The 18,072-nt window shown below is 51.0% G+C and carries 17 protein-coding genes; 1 reads left to right on the plus strand and 16 read right to left on the minus strand.

The window, feature by feature from the left end; all coding sequences use genetic code 11:
• Positions 1-59: 59 nt before the first annotated feature.
• The 7 genes from HMPREF1250_RS07790 to HMPREF1250_RS07820 form a co-directional block, all read right to left on the minus strand.
• The gene (locus HMPREF1250_RS07790; protein ID WP_196806863.1) at positions 60-3,905 is read right to left on the minus strand and encodes a beta strand repeat-containing protein; all 3,846 of its coding nucleotides are present in this window, start codon (positions 3,903-3,905) and stop codon (positions 60-62) included.
• Positions 3,841-4,293 (minus strand): hypothetical protein, encoded by a 453-nt coding sequence (locus HMPREF1250_RS12075; protein ID WP_023054069.1) that lies wholly within the window; start codon positions 4,291-4,293, stop codon positions 3,841-3,843. The genes HMPREF1250_RS07790 and HMPREF1250_RS12075 overlap by 65 nt, the downstream gene beginning before the upstream one ends.
• Positions 4,294-4,989: 696 nt before the next feature.
• Entirely contained in the window at positions 4,990-5,307 is a 318-nt protein-coding gene (locus HMPREF1250_RS07800; RefSeq protein WP_306306243.1) for a GNAT family N-acetyltransferase, read from the minus strand.
• Between the two features lie 32 nt (positions 5,308-5,339).
• Positions 5,340-5,525 (minus strand): hypothetical protein, encoded by a 186-nt coding sequence (locus HMPREF1250_RS07805; protein WP_023054070.1) that lies wholly within the window; start codon positions 5,523-5,525, stop codon positions 5,340-5,342.
• A 19-nt stretch (positions 5,526-5,544) separates the two neighbouring features.
• Entirely contained in the window at positions 5,545-7,929 is a 2,385-nt protein-coding gene (feoB, locus tag HMPREF1250_RS07810; RefSeq protein ID WP_023054130.1) for a ferrous iron transport protein B, read from the minus strand.
• 3 nt (positions 7,930-7,932) lie between these two features.
• The gene (locus HMPREF1250_RS07815; RefSeq protein WP_023054091.1) at positions 7,933-8,175 is read right to left on the minus strand and encodes a FeoA family protein; all 243 of its coding nucleotides are present in this window, start codon (positions 8,173-8,175) and stop codon (positions 7,933-7,935) included.
• 283 nt (positions 8,176-8,458) lie between these two features.
• Positions 8,459-8,761 carry a DUF2325 domain-containing protein gene (locus tag HMPREF1250_RS07820; protein WP_023054073.1) on the minus strand — a complete coding sequence of 101 codons (303 nt, stop codon included), beginning with the start codon at positions 8,759-8,761 and terminating at the stop codon, positions 8,459-8,461.
• Positions 8,762-9,048: 287 nt separating this feature from the next.
• Here HMPREF1250_RS07820 and HMPREF1250_RS07825 point away from each other — a divergent pair, with 287 nt between their 5' ends.
• On the plus strand, positions 9,049-10,317 hold the full coding sequence (locus HMPREF1250_RS07825; RefSeq protein WP_023054127.1) for a M18 family aminopeptidase: 1,269 nt from the start codon (positions 9,049-9,051) through the stop codon (positions 10,315-10,317).
• A gap of 70 nt (positions 10,318-10,387) precedes the next feature.
• On the opposite strand, the gene HMPREF1250_RS07830 is transcribed toward HMPREF1250_RS07825, so the two are convergent.
• The 9 genes from HMPREF1250_RS07830 to obgE form a co-directional block, all read right to left on the minus strand.
• Entirely contained in the window at positions 10,388-11,278 is an 891-nt protein-coding gene (locus HMPREF1250_RS07830) for a S1 RNA-binding domain-containing protein (RefSeq protein WP_023054061.1), read from the minus strand.
• A gap of 1 nt (position 11,279) precedes the next feature.
• Positions 11,280-11,630, minus strand: coding sequence for a ribosome silencing factor (gene rsfS / locus HMPREF1250_RS07835; protein ID WP_023054101.1), 351 nt, complete (start codon positions 11,628-11,630; stop codon positions 11,280-11,282).
• Positions 11,627-12,733 (minus strand): LCP family protein, encoded by a 1,107-nt coding sequence (locus HMPREF1250_RS07840; RefSeq protein WP_023054072.1) that lies wholly within the window; start codon positions 12,731-12,733, stop codon positions 11,627-11,629. Before HMPREF1250_RS07840 ends, rsfS begins: the two co-directional genes overlap by 4 nt.
• A gap of 2 nt (positions 12,734-12,735) precedes the next feature.
• Positions 12,736-13,335, minus strand: a complete 600-nt coding sequence (gene yqeK / locus HMPREF1250_RS07845) for a bis(5'-nucleosyl)-tetraphosphatase (symmetrical) YqeK (RefSeq protein WP_023054133.1) — start codon at positions 13,333-13,335, stop codon at positions 12,736-12,738.
• Positions 13,317-13,934 carry a nicotinate-nucleotide adenylyltransferase gene (nadD, locus tag HMPREF1250_RS07850; protein WP_023054139.1) on the minus strand — a complete coding sequence of 206 codons (618 nt, stop codon included), beginning with the start codon at positions 13,932-13,934 and terminating at the stop codon, positions 13,317-13,319. Before nadD ends, yqeK begins: the two co-directional genes overlap by 19 nt.
• Before the next feature lie 144 nt (positions 13,935-14,078).
• Positions 14,079-15,329: a glutamate-5-semialdehyde dehydrogenase gene (locus HMPREF1250_RS07855; RefSeq protein ID WP_023054066.1), complete on the minus strand. Its 1,251-nt coding sequence runs from the start codon at positions 15,327-15,329 to the stop codon at positions 14,079-14,081.
• Between the two features lie 19 nt (positions 15,330-15,348).
• Positions 15,349-16,476: a glutamate 5-kinase gene (proB, locus tag HMPREF1250_RS07860; RefSeq protein ID WP_023054131.1), complete on the minus strand. Its 1,128-nt coding sequence runs from the start codon at positions 16,474-16,476 to the stop codon at positions 15,349-15,351.
• A gap of 12 nt (positions 16,477-16,488) precedes the next feature.
• The gene (locus tag HMPREF1250_RS07865) at positions 16,489-16,782 is read right to left on the minus strand and encodes a YhbY family RNA-binding protein (protein WP_023054142.1); all 294 of its coding nucleotides are present in this window, start codon (positions 16,780-16,782) and stop codon (positions 16,489-16,491) included.
• Positions 16,783-16,798: 16 nt separating this feature from the next.
• Entirely contained in the window at positions 16,799-18,070 is a 1,272-nt protein-coding gene (gene obgE / locus HMPREF1250_RS07870; protein WP_023054122.1) for a GTPase ObgE, read from the minus strand.
• Between the last annotated feature and the right edge of the window lie 2 nt (positions 18,071-18,072).

Raw genomic sequence — 18,072 nt, forward strand, 5'->3', positions numbered from 1 at the left:
TTTCTATAGCTGCGCATCCCTCCAATCTGCAGCTGCCGCAGTACAGAGCTGGAAGCTTATCATGCCATCGACGGCGAAAGAAAAAGAGAGCCGCATAAATGCAACTCTCTTCTAATCATGAATAATGTTTTACCTTCCTGTCGAAATACTATGCCTTGGCGGCAACCGTATTGCGGTCTGCCGTCAACTGCTGGACTAAAGCCGTCAATTGTTGAACCTGCCCCCTTTAATTCTGCAATTTCTTTGGCCATTTCTTTTTTAGATGTGGAAACATGGTTACCGCGCCCCAGTTTCCAGGAAACGCCGGCATTAATCATATTCTCACCGCCGCCGAAGCTGCCGCCGACACTGAACATCGTATCTTCGTCCGGCCGGTAAAAAGCGCCTACCGCCACGGCGTTGGCTCCTGCGTAATTGCCGTATCCCGCTGCGAAGTCCCATTTATCATCGGCATCAAAATCCAGCGGATGCAATGCCGCAAGTGCCGCCGCCCCGGCCCCTGCACGATCAACACGCGTGCCGATCGCGTTGAGTTTATTGTCGATTTCACCGAATGAGCGCTTTACCTGTCCCACAGTGGCCGCATCGCTGTCGCTCGTACCGTCGGCAAGGTTATGTATAGCCGTCTGTCCCGCATCGATCCCCGTGTCTTTATCTATCGTCATCTTCCCGACTTTCAGCGTATCCGTTTCGACACTCGTATCCGTGATCTCCGTGGAGTTTTGTCCTACTTCCAGCTTATCCACCTTGAGAAAAGTAAGCCCTGTGATTTCTTTCGCCAGTTTAACTTTCAGTTCGCCGTTTTCCGATATGACGCCAATATTATTGTCCGAAAGTTCGCCAGTCGCGCCGCCTGTTACTTTCAGCGTGCTTCCCAAATCCTTATGAATCACCGCTCCCTTGTCGCCGGCATAGTTCGTCCCTTTGTCCTGCAGAGACCGTACCTGTCCTACTGTGGCTGCGTCACTGCTCGCTGTGCCGTCAGACACATGATGGATCTGCTGCCCGGCCATATCTACAGCCGTCTTGGTCACCGTCGGACCGCCGGTAACGGTCATTCCTTCAGAGGTAACGGCCGTAGCTCCGACGCGTACAGACTTGCTCGTGATCCCTTCCGTATTGATGACCGTATTCCCCGTTTTTATGCTCCCGTCCGTTCCGAGATCAATCGTTTTATTCAAATTGACCTGTACCCCTGACTCCGTCGCTTTCGTCGTAATATTGGCGTCACCCGTAACGGTAATGGCCGTACCCAGTTTTCTGTCGACACGGCCAGTATCACCGGTAAAGGTCATCGTTTCATTATTTACGGCAGTGATCGAGTTGTTTAATGCGGCGGCGACGGCATACAGCTGACTGCCGTTGACGGCATCCGTTGACGCGCTGCTGATAAGGCCAGGTGCCACATTTTGAATCCGGCGTGTCTGCGTGGCGGACCCGACGGAAACAACGCCGACGACGTCGTCACCGCCGGCAAAACGCAACGTCTTCCCGCTTATCGTATCACGGGTATAAGTCTTATCGCTTCCTTCGGTCGTGATATCCTTCGCCACATAAGCGGAACCGTCTCCGAGAAATACGGAAGAGGCCGTTGTATTCGTTACATTATTTCCGAAGACAAACGTATTGTCTGTCGTTACGGTGTTATTGTTCCCCACTGCATAGGAACCGCTGCCGCTGACAAGACTCGGATCGCCGATTGCCCCGGAACCGCTGCCGGAAACGGTATTGCCCGTACCGATAGAAATAGACTTCGCGCCCGTCGCCTGTGCGCCGGTACCGATGGCGATGGCTTGATTGTCTGTCGCCGCCGAATTATGACCGATACTGACGGTTTCGTTGATACCGTTTAAAGCGGTATCGGAATCGGAAGAACCAAGCACGATATTGTGAGACGTCGTTCCGGCCAGCTTATGATTATCTCCGAAAAGGATATCTTTTGTTCCTTGTTCTATCGTATTGCCCGATCCGATAGCCGTATTGCCTTCATGTCCGGAAATATGATTATTGTTGCCGACGGAAAAACCGTCGTCAGAAGCAATGGTATTGTCATTCCCTACGGCATAAGAACCTGCTCCGGAGATAGTCGTGACACCGTCGTCAGTACCGATTCCGAATACGCCTGACTTTTTCGCCGTAGAGGCCAACTTGTTATAGGAACCTACTGCAAGACCATATTCGGCATCATTCATGATACCGTGACCGATGCCCAAACCGAACTGCTTGCTGATTATCGAATTGGATCCGACAGCGACTACATTGCTGGCAACTACGTTATTATTCTGAAAATTACCAAGAATGACGTCCATGTTTCCGCCGGTATGATTTCCGGCTTGTGTTCCCATGATGATAGAGTTGGAAAGAGGTGTATTGTCTGCATTGACGCCTGCGCTGGATCCTGCTACAGTCCCCAAAATGATATTGCCGGATCCCCGCATTCCCCAACCGGCACGAGTTCCTAAAGCCACGTTGCTCGAACCCCTGAGTCCCTGCAGCGCGCCGGATCCGATGGCGGAGTTCCCGCCGGACGCATAGATATCAGAAATAACCTTGGGCGCATTGGCTAAATCCTCAGCACCATTTAAGGCATTCAGACCGATGGCGATATTTTGACTTGTCTTGGTATTATTATTTGCCCATCTCCCAATGGAAACATTTTCTTCTCCGCTGAGATTCTGTCCTGATTCTGAACCAAAAGCGAAGTTGTAATAGCCGCTGGAGTCCTTTCCGACTTCATTTCCGACAGAAACGGAACTGTAACCGGCAGCGGTAGCGGCCGAGCCGATGGCGACGGCTGCGGCGCCTGTAGCTATGCCGCGTACGGGACTCATCGGATGTCCTTGAACCGTCTGTGCATTCGTCCCGATGGCAATGCTGTTATCACCGGTTGCGTCTGCGTTATAACCGATCATGACTGTATTATTTACATTTGCCGCATGCCCTTTGACCGGTACTGTTTCCGTTACCGTATACGGAATATCTTCCGGTATGATCTCACCGGTATCGTTATTTTTTACTGTAATCGTATAGTGCTTCGTAACCGTAGTTTCTTTTGAGGCCATCGAACCGATGACTACATTGTTTTTACCGCCATACATTTCGTGGTAATCTCCGATGACGACATCCGAAGAGGACGCGGACAGCGTATTCCCCGTACCTACGACGGATACGTGATTGATATTGACGCCTTTGTTGGCATAACCGGTTATCGTATTATTGAAGCTCGTCCGATCGGCAGTACCGCTGACCACGTTTCCAGCGCCGATCAATTGAGAGTCGACAGCGTAGTCCGACGTATTTCCATTCCCCAAAGCAACGACGGAACCACCGCTGGTCGACAGATAGGTACCCATTGTGAAAAGGAGATCGTCGTAACTGATATTATCCTTGTCAAGGGCATAATACTGTCCCAAAGAAAGATTCCCTTGCCAGTACCATCCCATTGGCAGTCCTGAGCCATCCGCAGCCAGCACGGATTTCCCGTAAGAATGCGTAACTTTGTTTCCGGCTCCCATAATAACGACGCCATTGGCATTTTCCGTTTTATTGACTGCGCCGACAATGCTATTTGCCGTTCCGTCAAAATCCGTCTGGCTGCCGCCGGACGCGACTTGATTCAAGGCTCCGTAAACAGAGGCAAGATAGCCGTCAGTACTATAGTCGCCGCCTTCCACAACGGATTTAATCCCGGTCACCGTTTCCTGCCATCCATCCGCCTTGGACCGATCCCCGACCACGACGTTCATGCCGCCGCCGTTAATCCCTCTGCTGTGAGCGTGATAACCGATGACGACGCTGTCTCCGCCTTGCCCCGCTTCTTTGACCGCCGCATCTGCCGCCTCATCTGCGTTCATGGACCCGATGACAATCGTATCCCGGGGGGGCGCCAAGCGTTTGATTATCACCGATAACGATGCCGGTGCTGGCACTGGCAAGCTTATTATTATTGCCGATAACCGTAACCGTTTGTGTCAAATCGGGCCATGGGTCATTATCATCGGCAACGTTCCCATGGCCGATGATTGTATCCGCCGCATTCGTATGAGGCCGGCTTTTGACGGTATTATCAGTGCCGATCAGGTTGGCTCCTGTCGTCGTGCTGACTGCATTGCCGCTGCCGACAAGTAAAATGGCATCAGAATTGGTGCTGATGCTATTCGCCCCTGTCGTTGTTCCCGTTCCTACCGTAAAATTTTCAGCGCCGGCAGTCGATGCCGTCAACATAAGCACCGTTAAGAATAGCGCTGCAGAAATCCCTTTTTTGCCGCTTCGTTTCTTTGCGCTGCTTTTCACAATCTCAGCAACAACAACATAGCTGTTTTTACGTTGCTCCAGATTACACGATAAAAATGATTCATTGATTGACGCCTCCCAAATCACGCTTCTGTTAAATAATACTTACAGTTTTTTGTCCAGAATAATGTAGCATTTACGACTTATTTTGTCCAGTAATTAAAGTTAAGACGAAATATTTTTTTAGACTTTAATCGCTGCAGATTTTTATAATTATGTTAAAATATGAACATATTATCATTGGATTAATAAGTACACTATTTTCATTTATAAAATCATAAATACATTTTTTCTTTTCCTTGGAAATCCCGTCTTTTCTCAACAGTGAAACGAATAGAGAATATTCCGTTCAAAAAAAGACAGTAAATATACGTATTATCTCTTTGGGAGAATCATTTACCTATATACTTAAATTTTATTTTTCATCCATGTCTAAATTTTTTATCAATAATTGTAAAATTTTTATAATTGTTGCAGTTAATAATTTTTCTACTTTTCAAAACTATCTGTGTATCATCCCCAAAAATAGTTCCCCCACTTAATTTTTCTGACGCACAAAAAAAGAACCTGCCGCCATTCCCGACAGGTTCTTTTTCATGCATTCGTCTTTGACAAAACTGGCAATGCCCAAAAAAAGTTAGGCCATACCCATTCACGTATTTTGCACCAGCATCGAACAGTCTAAAGTCGACGATATCACCTGATCAGCAGATCATCATATTCGCGGTGGCGCTGCAACCAGGCGGCGGCATAGGAGCAGGTAACCTTCGTCTTTTCTCCGGCGCCGCGGATTTGCTCGACAGCAGCGCGGACCAATTTGCCGGCTACGCCTTGACCGCGCAGCGAGTCGTCGACAAAGGTATGCGTTATCGTACGTTCGCCGTCGCCGTTCTTCGGAAAATCGATTTCTGCAATTGTTATTCCTTTTTCGTCAGTAAGCCAGATTTTATCTTCACTATAGTGAAAGTCCATCGTATATTCCTCCTTAATAAAAAAACTCTCCTTTAATCCTATACCGAAAAGGAGAGTTTTTCAATATGCAAATACTATTTTTCGGCAGTCGAGCGGGACAGGTGCTTGGCCCCGTGCGATGCGCAGCCGCTGCAACCTCCTTTTGAGCCGCTGCAGCAGGAACAACCTGCCGTACCGCGCAACAGCGCGCGAAGATGACGGATGCCGTAAACGGCCAAGGCAATGGCGGCGATAATAACGATAAGCAGTGCAGGACTCATATTTCCCCCTTCTTTCTGATCACGCACCCAATCCTGCCAACAAAGCCAGGTGATAGGTGATAAACGATAACCCGTAGGCCAGGGCCAGACCTAAACCTGCAGAAAATCCCATCCACTTCCACGAGTTCGTTTCCCGCTTGATAACGGCCAATGCGGCAATGCAGGGCATGTACAACAGACTGAAAACCATCAGCGACAGGGCAATGGCGGGGTTAAAACTCGAATCATTCGCTAAATAGGTAACCAGGCTCGCCTGATGGGCATCATCAGCTTCAACGCTGTAAATCGTTGCCAACGTGGAAACCATGACTTCTTTTGCTGCCGTGCAGGCGACAATACCGACGCCGATCTTCCAATCAAAGCCGAGAGGCGCGATAACCGGTTCGATAAAGTGTCCCAAACGGGCGGCGTAACTTTGCGAAAGTTTTTCCGACGTTTCCTCTTCGTCCAGAACGGCAATAGCCTCATCGGCGTCTTGCTGTATCGTAAACAAAGGCAGCGCTTTTTCATATGCAACGGGATTTTCCGCCGCCAACGCGGCGAATGCTTCCGGATACGGCGACTTTTGCTGCAACGCTTCGGCATCGGCGACAGATCCGACGTCCTGTTCTTCTTCGGCAGCCGCTTTTTCGTCTTCTGCAGCGGCCGTCATTTCATCTAACATGGTCTGCAGTTCCCCATCCTCGTCTGTCGCGGTCAGACCGTAAGTTGTCAGAAGTGCGGCTGTATCGCGTTCAGCCTGTGCCGTTACAGAAGCTCTGGCCGCATCGTAATCTTTCGTATAGTCCACGTCCATGGGGTATGCCGTCAGGAACCAGACCAGAATAGAAGCGCCGAGAATAATGGTACCGGCTTTTTTTAAATAAAGGATGGACCGTTCCCACATGTGCATCAGGACGCCGCGGAGCGTCGGCACATGATAAGGCGGCATTTCCATGACAAACGGTTCCTGTTCACCGCTGAAAACGGTTTTGCGCAAAATAATGGCCACCAAAATAGCAACGACGATGCCCAGTACGTACAGGCCGAAGAGAACGGTACCGCCATAACCGGTAGCGCCGAAAAAAGCGGCAATGAACAGCGTATATACAGGCAGTCTAGCGCTGCAGCTCATGAAAGGGGACGCCAGAATCGTGACCATGCGGTCTTTTTCGTTGTCCAGTGTGCGGGCCGCCATGATTCCCGGAACATTACAGCCGAAGTCGAGAATCATCGGTATGAACGATTTGCCATGCAATCCGAAAGCACGCATAATACGATCGATCAAAAAGGCCGCGCGGGCCATGTACCCCGAATCTTCCAGCAAACCGATAAACAGATACAAGAGCACGATCAGGGGCACAAAGCTGATAACGGCGCCGACGCCGCCGATGACGCCGTCCACGACAAGGGAGCGGAGCTGCTCATCGGCAATGATTTCGCCAAAATAATCGCCTAAGACTCCGAAGCCGCTTTCCAGCCACCCCTGCGGATAGGCGCCAAGATTGATAACTGCATTGAACATGACCCACATGAGGACAAAAAAGATCGGCAATCCGAGCCAGCGATTCGTCAACACGGCGTCGATGCGGTCGGATAGGCTGTCGGTGCTGCCGCTCTCGACGATTGCACCGTTAAAGGCATCGACGGCAAACTGATGTCGGCATTGGGCGAAATAGAAATCCAGATCGACGGTCTGCTGCAACTCGCTGCGCATCGAATCGGCCAGCGCCAGCATCGTTTCCGTTCCGTCGACGGCCTTCACCTTGCCGATTACATCACTGTCATTTTCCAGAAGCTTTACAGCCAACCAACGTAACGGATAATGAATACTGCCGGATTCTTTCAGCGCATCCGTCATTCGCGCAATATACGGCTCTACGGCCGAACCGTAATCAATGACGGCATTTTCTCTTTTTTCCTGCTGCGGCATACTTGCCAACGTCTGCAACAATTCTTTAGTTCCGATATTCTTACTGCCGATCAGCGGCACAACGACGGCGCCAAGTTTTTTCCCAAGCTTTTTTAAATCAATTTCTATACCCATACGCTGCGCAATATCCATCATGTTCAAAGCTACGACGACAGGGCAGCCGAGTTCAATAATCTGCGCGGCCAGGTACAGATTTCGTTCCAAATTGGAGGCATCGAGAACATTGACAATAATATCAGGTTTGTCATTAATGATAACATTACGCGCAACGACTTCATCCAGCGAACGGGCCGTTAGGCTGTACGTGCCTGGCAGATCAATGAACAGCAACTCTTTTCCGTCTACCGTACAGTGGCCTTCCTTCTTTTCCACTGTTACGCCCGGATAATTGCCGACATGCTGTTTAGCGCCTGTAATATTATTGAAAATAGTAGTTTTGCCGCAATTGGGATTACCGGCAAGGGCGATCTTGATTCTTCCCGCTTCAGTCATTTCCTACTCCCCCTCTGCAACAATAACATCAATCATGGCCGCTTCGCTCAAACGCAGTGCCAACGAACAGCCTTTTACTTTCACTTCAATCGGATCGCCTAAGGGCGCCCTTTTAACGACGGAAATATGAGAACCATTTACAACGCCCATATCAACCAGCCGATGTTGTATATTCCCTCGTCCCTCGAGCGTTTCAATGGTTCCCGATGCACCTGTTTCCATGTCGCATAGCTTCATTATCTTCATCGTGACGTTTCCTCCTGTTAATAATAGAATAACTCATATTACTGCTTTTTGGCAACCATTCTAAATAAAATTTTTTCTTAAAATACATACTTATTTATCATCAATTATCGGCATTCGGTCATTTATTTTGATAATTATCTTCCTTTTTATCTGTTTTTTACCTTGTAATTATTTTCAAAACAAGAACATATGTCAATGGGAGACGATTAAGCGATCCTGTACCGCGCTGAATAAAAATGATACATATCTTAATAAATAGTGTCAAAAACAGATGAGAACAAACTTAATAGGCCTGATCGACGTGTTGTTTACTGTGCTCTTCCAAAATTGACTGCAGCGCATTTGAACTGCTCGTATGAGAGCGAACTACGTCCGCATTCTTACGCTGTGCTTCTCGCAGTGCGCAGCGTACCATACTGTGGCTGACGGTACTTGTAAAAAGAACGACGAGGTCCGGAGAACCGATCTTCGATTTAAAATCACTCGGGACCTGGGTAAATACTTTTGCTTTATACGCGTATTTTTTACAGAGGTTTTTATATCTGCAGACCATGCAATCATTTCCACCGACAATTACGACACTCATCTTCATCTTCCTTTCTACAAAGTATGCTTCCCGCTTTTTATTTGATATTACTTTTCAATTACAAAGATGAGTATATCGGAAGATAAGTATCTTGTCAAGATATTTTACCTATCTTTGTGAATATTAGTATTTATTTTAACAGGTAAAATAAGCGATTTATGACATAATATTTCACTAAAAAAGAAAAGTTTGTAATTTTATTTAATAGCATGTCCGTTCTTGCTAATGAGATGAATTATTCTTTAGTATGGTTATGATATAATATAAAAAACGAGAGGAGAATACATATGTCCCATATATCGTCATTACTTGAGTTTATAAAAAAAAGCCCGTCCCCTTTTCACGTTATCCGCAAGGCGACGGAAGTCCTCGGCAACAACGGCTTTGAAGAATTGAAACTCGCCGATACGTGGCGCCTGCAAAGCGGAAAGGCCTACATGGTATCCGTATATGATTCGACGCTGATCGCCTTTACCATCGGCGCCGAGCCATGCGCTTCTCTGCGTTTGGCGGCTGCTCATACGGATTTCCCCTGTCTGCGCATAAAGCCGAATCCCGATCTGACCGTCCACGGCTACCGTAAAGTGAATGTCGAAGTATACGGCGGCATGATTCGCGAGTCATGGCTTGACCGTCCCCTGTCAGCCGCCGGAAAATTGACCCTCTGCGGCAGCGACGCTTTTCAACCCAGACCCATGCTGATTGATATCGGTAAACCGTTTTTGACGATTCCGCGTCTGGCAATCCACATGAATCCGAAAACGAATGACGGACTGTCGTTAAATCCGCAAAAGGAAATGTTGCCCCTAATGGGAACGGGCCATGATGAATCGGACTTTCTCACCTTCATGAGCGGCTGCTGCGGCATACCGAAAGAGGAGATAGTATCCTATGACCTGACTGTCTATCCGACAGAGCACGGCACTTGCACCGGCTGTAACGACGAATTTCTGTCATCGCCGCGGCTCGACAATTTGACTTCCGTCAAGGCCTGTCTGGAAGCGATCTCGTCCCGGCGGCACAGAGAGGGAATCCGCCTGGTCGCCTTGTTTGATAATGAAGAGGTCGGTAACCATACGAAACAAGGTGCCGCGTCTTCTCTTTTGCCGGAATTGCTGCAGCGTATTTATCTGAATCTCGGCTTTACCTATGAAGACTACATGGCCTGCCACAGCCGGGGTTTCCTGCTCTCTCTTGATGTCGCCCACGGCATGCATCCCAACTATCCGGAGAAAAATGACATCACGAACTTTCCTCTTTTGAACGGCGGCCCCGTATTGAAAACAGCCTGCAGCCAACGGTACGCCGGTGATGCCGAAGCAGCTGCCGTCATCATCGCCTTATGCCGGCGTGAAGGCATTCCTCTTCAGTATTTCGTCAATCGCTCCGATATGAGCGGCGGTTCCACGCTGGGTTCCGTACTTTCAGCCCATTTGGCTATGCGTGCGATGGACGTCGGCGTTCCGGTCCTGGCCATGCACTCGGCCCGCGAGCTCATGGGCGGAGCGGACCAGACATCGCTGGAAAAGTTGACAACGGCGTTTTTACAATCTTAGTCAAACAGAAAAAAAGTCTCCCGGCGGCGCCTGCACGTTGCCGGCAGACTTCTTTTCCGCTGTTCCTTCTTTATTTCGTACCTTCTTTTTCCGTAATCTCCGCCTCTGCTACGGCATACGTCCACCCGTCTTCCTGGCGAATCTTCTTCTCCTTCATCAAATGTCCCAGTGCGCGCTTGAAGGAAGCCTTGCTCAGATTGAACTTCGCTTTGATAACCTGCGGCGCGGTCTTGTCACAATACGGCATTTTTCCGTTTCGTTCCTTCAGAAAGGCAAGTATTTTTTCGCTGTCCGCGTCCATCGCCTGTTCTTTGACAAGACGAAGAGAGATATTGATCCTGCCGTCGTCGCGCAGGAACGTGATCCGTCCCTTGATCATCTGGCCGATAAGTACGGGCCCGAGCCATTCACTGCGATGCAGAAAGGCAATCCACCGTTCGCGCGTCATTAAATACGCTCCCTGCTCATTGATATTGTAAACGGCGCCTTCTACCCAGGCGCCGATTCTGGCATCGTCGGCCGCGACGGAGGCGCGGCGCATTTCATCTTCCACTTCCATGGAAACGGCGAGGCGGTGTGACTTATCTTCATACAGTTTGACCCATACGTATTCGCCTTCTTTAGGGCGTCCTTTCATTTCGGCAAAGGGCATGAATATGCCCCGTTCCGTGCCGACTTCAACAAAGGCGCCGAACCGCGTCGTATTGATGATCGGTGCATAACCGATCTGGCCGACTTTGATCTTCGGCAACCGCATACTGGCTGTCAGTCGTCCTGACGGATCATGATAGAGAAAAACTTTGACAACGGCACCGACAGAAACCGGTTCAAGCTGTTGGTTCTTGTGCAAAAGAATATCATCGTTCGTATTTCCCGTGCCGCCGTTCAGAAATGCGCCGGCATCGCTGACCCGCAGCACTTCCAGTTCGGCAATGCTGTTTTCCTGTAATAACGTACCCATGTTACGCTCCTTCAAACGGAATTCGTTCCGTATCGCTCCATACATTTTCCAGACCGTAATAGTCCCGTTCCTGTTCCATGAAGATATGAACGACCGTGTCGCCCGTATCCAAGAGGATCCAGCGGCCGCCGGTATATCCCTCCCGGTGACGTACGGCGCGCCCTTCCTTCTTCAACGCCTCTTCCACGGCATCGGCAATGCTCTGGGCCTGCCGTACGTTCCGGGCGCTGCAAATAACGAAGCAGTCAGCCAATATTGTCGTTTCGGACATATCCAAAATGACGATGTTCCAGCCTTTTTTATCTGCAATCGACTTAGCGATAATTTCATATTCTTTTACGTTTGTGTTCATTCCTGATCTCCTTTAGGTTTGTTTTCCGTGTTACCGGCGTTTGCCGTCTGATTTTCACGTTTTGCGGCTCCGGAGGGAGAGGCGTTTTTCGCACTCGTCTGTTTTCCGGTCTTGGCGTCGTCATAAACGATCGTGTTGTTGGTCTTGCCGATAATCCGCTGCACCTCTACGGGATCGGCAATCCAGTAATTCGTGCCGTCTCCCTGCAAATTGGCATTTTTGGCCGTTTCGCCGGGAAGGATATAGAACTTGACATCGTCAGCGCCGACATGCCGAAAGGTCCAGACAAGACGAGCCATATCCTTAGCGGAAATATTGGACTCAACGGCAGTCCAGAAACGATACATATTCAGCATGGACCGAACGACCCATGCTTCCTTTTCCTGCCGGTAAAAAGATTTGATAAAACGCAGCTGACGCTGCACGCGGGAAAGGTCGCCGTCTGCATCCAAATAACGCAGGTAGCCGATACCTGTCTCGCCGTTCAGATATTGATACCCTTTTTGCAGATCGATATCGGTCACGCCGGCAGCGTCTTCATGATACACGTCTTTTTCCACATACAAATTGAGACCGCCGTTCATATCCATCATCTTGCGGAAGTTGTCCGTTGTAAAGACGGCATAATACTTGATCGGAATATGAAACATGTCTTCAATGACCGCCTGTACCAAGGTCAGGCCGCCTTCGGTATAAACGGACGCCAACGTCTGCGGTCCCTTTTCTTTTCTGCCGTCAATACGCGTATTATCGGGCAGAGAAATAAAATCAACGGTCTGTTTTTCTTTGTTAATGGCTGCGACAGCCACAAAGTTGGCTTGCCTGTCCTTTTCATCGTCTACTCCGATAATAAGGACATAAAGCGGAATGTCGGGACTTACCTGATCGAAAGCCTCCGTAGCCGTATTGCCCCGAGCCGGTTCCGTGTCGCCGCGGAAAGCTTGATACTGATACCACCCGTATGCGGCGGCGGCGACGGCGGCAAAAATCAGGACGAGCGTCAACAAAATGTGAAACGCTTTGCCGTGTCCCTTCTTCTGTTTCGTATGTTGCAGGCGTAAACGGACATTTTTGCGCCGCCCTTCACGTTCCTTTCGTTCCAATGTCAGTCCCTCCCGCCTTGTGACCGCATCTGCAGCAAGTGAGCGTTGCGGTTCGTCACGGTACCGGCATAGATCGTCTTGTGCTGTTCCAGCAAATGGAGGATTGTCATGTCGTACCCTGCCAGAACGCCTTCATCCAGACTGCGTGCCGTAATTTCTCGTAATGTCTCGACGCCTTCGAAATCGCGATTCTCCTCGATATAATCAGCCATGAAAACAATTTTTTCCAACAGCCCCATGGCCGCGGCGCCTGTCGTATGATGGGCGATGGCTTTCAGAATATCGTCATCGTCGATCTGATACCGCTCCCTGGCGATCGTCGTCGCGGCATAACCGTGCAGCAAACTGGCAGTCCGAAAAATCGTCTCCGGCAGCGTACGGCCGTACTCCTGCACCGCCAATCGCTGCATATCCGGCAACGGCAGTTCCTTTGCCGCGTCATGCAGCAGCCCGGCCGTTTCCGCCTTGTCCGCTGCGGCGCCGTTGGCAAGTGCCAGCCGTCTCGCCGCGGAGGCGACGCCCAGGGTATGGCGATAGCGCCGGGGAGATAATGACTGCTGCAGTTCTTGGCGGATCCGTTCGTTTATTTCTTGTGTACACATTGATATACTCCGTTTTTATAAATGAAATCAGCAACGTTATCGGGAATCATATAGCGGACGGATAAGCCCGCCTGCAGGCGGCGCCGCACTTCTGTCGAAGAGATTTCCAATTCCGGCACCGCCAGAGGAATAATCTTGCAGCCGAGATCACCGTACTTGGTAATGATCGGCTCAATCTCTTCCGTACCGTCCGGCCGTGAAGCACCGACAAAATAGCAAAGGCGAAGGACGTCTTCCGGCTTGTGCCAATTAGGCAGATCGTGGATCGTATCGGTTCCGGAAATGAAATAAAGTCCGCTGTCCTTGCCGTATACGGTTCGCAGCAGTCGCAGCGTATCGACTGTATAGGACGGCCCTTTTCTGCGAATCTCCATGTCGCTTACGACAAAGTGGGGATTGCTGTCGACGGCAAGGCGCACCATGGCCAGGCGCTCCTCCGCAGTCGCACCGCAAATATCCTTATTCGGCGTCGCATAAGAGGGGATGAAGAGAATGCGGTCCAGATGCAGCTGCTGGCGCGCTTCCTCGGCAATCAGCAAATGTCCGAAATGAATCGGATTGAACGTTCCTCCCATGATTCCCAATCTGGTGGTTTCCATAATAAAAATAAATTCCTCCCCAAACGACGGCCAGAACTAAGCCGTAAAGAATCAGAAAGATCAAGTAATGCTTATACTCATAACGGGTCTTCGGCGCCGCCGCATATTGCCGCAGAGTCCGCCAATAACCGCGCAGGAGCCGGATCATACACGAATCTGCCCCTGACCGCGGATGTTGTATTTATACGTCAGCAAGGCCTGCAATCCCATCGGCCCGCGCACGTGCAGCTTCTGCGTGCTGATGCCGATTTCCGCACCGAACCCGAATTCGAAACCGTCAGTAAATCGCGTCGACGCATTGACATAAACGGCGGCCGAATCGACGCGACGGAGAAAGGCTTCAGCCACCTCCGCATTGTCCGTCACGATGCAGTCCGAATGGTGAGTGCCGTATCGGTTGATATGTTCCACTGCTTCTTCAAAGGAATCGACGATCTTGACGGACATGATCAGCGCATTATATTCCGTATGCCACGCGTCTTCGCCGGCAATAGCGATCGCGGCGTCAAGGGAACGGCTTCGCCCGTCGCCGCGCATTTCGACGCCGTCTGCCGTCAACAGCGGCACCAGCTTCCGCAACGCTTCTTTGGCAATCTCGCGGTGCAGCAGCAACGTTTCCATGGAATTGCACGTAGAGGGACGGGAAATCTTGGCATTTTCAACGATTCGGGCCGCCATGTCGAGATCGGCGGCTGCATCGACGTAAACGTGGCAGATACCGCTTCCTGTCTCGATGACGGGAACCGTCGCCGTATCAACGACCATCCGGATCAAACCGGCGCCGCCGCGGGGAATGGCCAGGTCTATATATGCGCGCAGCGTCAGAAGTTCCCGGACCAGCGCCCGATCGGTGTTCTCCAGCATTGCCAGCCCGGTCCGCGGCAGGCCGGCACGCTGCAGACTTTCCTGCAATACCGCCGCCAGCGCCAAATTGGAACGAATCGCCTCGCTGCCGCCGCGCAGAATGCAGGCGTTGCCGGTCTTAAGGCAAAGGGCCGCGGCATCGACGGTGACATTGGGACGGGACTCGAAAATAATGGCAATAACGCCGAGGGGCACGGCAACGCGTTCAATCTGCAAGCCGTTCGGCCGCTCCCAGGCGGCAAGCTGCGCACCTGTCGGATCCGGTAACGCGGCAACTTGCCGCACGCCGTCAGCCATATCGCGGATCCGGGCCGCCGTCAGGGTCAGGCGATCCAGCATAGCCGGCGCCATACCTTTTCCCTCAGCTTGCAGCACGTCTTCTCTGTTTGCCGCCAAAATCCGTTCCGTTTCCGCTTCCAATGCTGCCGCCATATAAGACAGCGCCCTGTTTTTTTCTTCTTCACTTGCCAGTGCCAGGATAGCGGCTGCCGCCTGCGCCTGTTTGGCCTTTTCCAGTACTTCAGATGCCATGGGAGAAAACCCCTTTCTCTTATATGGCCACGAGGTTGTCGCGATGAATCACTTCATCGTAAAGACCGTCGTAGCCTAAAATCGCGCTTATCTCTTCCGTCTTCTTGCCCTTAATCGCCGCGATGGAACTGCTGTCATAATTGACAATGCCTTTGGCAATCGTAATCCCTTCACAAACGACGGCGACGATATCGCCTTCACAAAAGTCGCCTTCAATCCGACAAATACCGACGGGAAGGAGACTGGCGCCCTTATAAACGATAGCGTTACGGCAGCCTTCGTCGACAATTAATGTCCCCTGTGCCTTGCCGCCGGAAAGCAGCCATCGTTTGCGGCTATGTAAATGGGACTCCTTAGCTTTGAACCAAGTTCCTACCGGTTCACCGGCGCAAATCCGGCGAATGACGCCGTCTTCACTGCCGGAAGCGATGACCATATCGGCCTCGGCCGAGGTCGCCATGGCCGCAGCTTTGATTTTCGTGTACATACCGCCTGTTCCGAAAGCGCTCCCGGTGCCGCCGGCAATGTCATAAAAATGTTTGTCGATTTCTTCAACGACGCGAATAATCTGCGCGCCCTTGTCATGTTGCGGATTGGACGTATACAAGCCGTCCACGTCGGAGAGGAGAATCAGTAAGTCGGCGTCAATAATACTGCTCACCATCGCCGCTAACGTATCGTTGTCGCCGATTTTGAATTCGTCGACGGCGACGACATCGTTTTCATTGATGATCGGAATAATATGCATGTCGATCATCGTCAACAACGTATTGCGGGAATGCATGAATTTGCTTCTGTCCTGTGCGTCCATGCGTGTCAGCAATACTTGTCCCGCAATCTGCCCGTATTCGCGAAACAGCTTTTCATACGTATGCATCAGTAAGCCCTGCCCGACAGCGGCAAGCGCTTGCTTTCTGCGTATTTCCTTAGGTCGCTCCGAAAGGCCCAGCGAGGCCATGCCGGCGCTGACGGCGGCGGAAGAAACGAGGATCATTTCCCGACCGGAATTGGCCAGATCGGCAATTTCCCGCACCAACTGTTCCATACGGTGATAATTCAATTTTCCTGTCGCATATGTCAAGGAGCTGGACCCGATCTTGACGACGACTCTTTTTTTGCCGGCAAACGCGGCTTCTCGTTCCGTCATGAGAAACACATCCTAGTTTTTGATAAATGCAAAGTGAGACTTTTCTTTCTTCTTTTTGAACAGAACGCCGTAGTGGCCGATGACCTGTACCAGTTCGGCGCCCAACATATCCGCCAGCGTTTGCATCGTTTCCTTCGTATCCAAAGCCGCGTTGTTCAAAACATGGGCTTTGATCAGCTCGCGCGCCGACAATGCCGCTCTGGCACTATCGATAACGGGATTGCTCAAACCCTCCTTGCCGATCTGTACGACTGACGGCAGTTGACTTGCCAGCGCTTTTAACGCCTGTTTATCTTTTCCTGTCACAGTATCGCTCCTTTACTCACTGACGATATTCAAATTCCATCGTGTAAATGCGGACCGTATCGCCTTCCTGAATTCCCTTTTCCTTTAACAGCTTATCCAGCTCCATGTAGCGCCAGATTCGTTGGAAACGGCGCAGCGACTGGTCGTCGTCAAAATTCGTCATCGCCACCAACCGTTCAATGCGCATGCCGGTAATCACGAATGCGCCGTCGTCAGCCCGCGTGATTTCAAAATCGGGTTTTTCCGCCGCTTTATAAACGACTTCATCACTGTTGTCGTCCGCCTCGGGAACGTATTCCTGAATCAACGTCCAGACCCGTTCCAAAAGACTGTCCAGTCCTTCGCCGGTCAGCGCGCAGATCGGATACACTTCGCGTCCTTGCGCCGCCATATAGGCTTGCAGCTTTTCCAGATTTCCGGACTCGCCGAGCAGATCGACCTTATTGGCGGCGATGATCTGCAGCTTCTTCGCCAACTTCTCGCTGTACCTGGCCAATTCGCCGTTGATTTTTTCATAATCGTCAATAGGATCGCGGCCCTCCGTCCCCGAAACGTCGAGAACATGGACTAAGACCTTCGTCCGCTCAATATGCCGTAAAAAGTCATGTCCCAGGCCGACGCCTTCGCTGGCCCCGTCGATCAGTCCGGGAATATCCGCCATGACGAAACTGCGCTGATCCGACAGATCAACGACGCCGAGGATCGGATTCAACGTCGTAAAATGGTACGCCGCCACTTCCGGCTGCGCCGCCGATACTTTGCGAAGAATGCTGGACTTGCCCACGCTGGGGTACCCGAGGAGGCCGACGTCGGCCAGCACTTTCAACTCCAGACGCAACCAGCGTTCCGTGCCGGGTTCGCCTTTTTCGGCAAACGTCGGCGTTCTGTTGGCGCTGGTGCGGAAATGGTAATTGCCGCGGCCGCCGCGACCGCCCTTGGCAACGACAACCTGCTGTCCGTCACGGCTCAAGTCGGCCATCACCGCACCGGTAGCTTCATCCTTTACGATCGTGCCGACAGGCACGGTGATCAACAAATCGTCAGCATCGCGGCCGAACTTGTTGCTTCCCTGTCCTTTGCCACCCGGTCTCGCCTTAAAAAGACGGCGATAACGGAAATCGACAAGGGTATTGACGTTTCTGTCGGCAACGAGGATGACGTTTCCGCCCTGACCGCCGTCGCCGCCGTTCGGTCCGCCTTTGGGCACGAATTTTTCGTGACGGAAACTGCTCATACCGTCACCGCCCTTGCCGGATTGTACAAAAATTCTGGCTCTATCAATAAACATGC

Origin of the sequence: Megasphaera vaginalis (ex Srinivasan et al. 2021), from assembly GCF_000478965.1 — a bacterium.
GTDB classification, from domain to species: domain Bacteria; phylum Bacillota; class Negativicutes; order Veillonellales; family Megasphaeraceae; genus Megasphaera; species Megasphaera vaginalis.

Bases quoted from the DNA above. Each gene is read 5' to 3' on its own strand.
- HMPREF1250_RS07805 (WP_023054070.1), bottom strand. From the start codon at position 5,525: ATGAGTCCTGCACTGCTTATCGTTATTATCGCCGCCATTGCCTTGGCC.
- HMPREF1250_RS07825 (WP_023054127.1), top strand. From the start codon at position 9,049: ATGTCCCATATATCGTCATTACTTGAGTTTATAAAAAAAAGCCCGTCC.
- nadD (WP_023054139.1), bottom strand. From the start codon at position 13,934: ATGGAAACCACCAGATTGGGAATCATGGGAGGAACGTTCAATCCGATT.
- HMPREF1250_RS07815 (WP_023054091.1), bottom strand. From the start codon at position 8,175: ATGAAGATAATGAAGCTATGCGACATGGAAACAGGTGCATCGGGAACC.
- rsfS (WP_023054101.1), bottom strand. From the start codon at position 11,630: ATGAACACAAACGTAAAAGAATATGAAATTATCGCTAAGTCGATTGCA.
- proB (WP_023054131.1), bottom strand. From the start codon at position 16,476: ATGACGGAACGAGAAGCCGCGTTTGCCGGCAAAAAAAGAGTCGTCGTC.
- HMPREF1250_RS07855 (WP_023054066.1), bottom strand. From the start codon at position 15,329: ATGGCATCTGAAGTACTGGAAAAGGCCAAACAGGCGCAGGCGGCAGCC.
- feoB (WP_023054130.1), bottom strand. From the start codon at position 7,929: ATGACTGAAGCGGGAAGAATCAAGATCGCCCTTGCCGGTAATCCCAAT.
- HMPREF1250_RS07820 (WP_023054073.1), bottom strand. From the start codon at position 8,761: ATGAGTGTCGTAATTGTCGGTGGAAATGATTGCATGGTCTGCAGATAT.
- HMPREF1250_RS07830 (WP_023054061.1), bottom strand. From the start codon at position 11,278: ATGGGTACGTTATTACAGGAAAACAGCATTGCCGAACTGGAAGTGCTG.
- obgE (WP_023054122.1), bottom strand. From the start codon at position 18,070: ATGTTTATTGATAGAGCCAGAATTTTTGTACAATCCGGCAAGGGCGGT.
- yqeK (WP_023054133.1), bottom strand. From the start codon at position 13,335: ATGTGTACACAAGAAATAAACGAACGGATCCGCCAAGAACTGCAGCAG.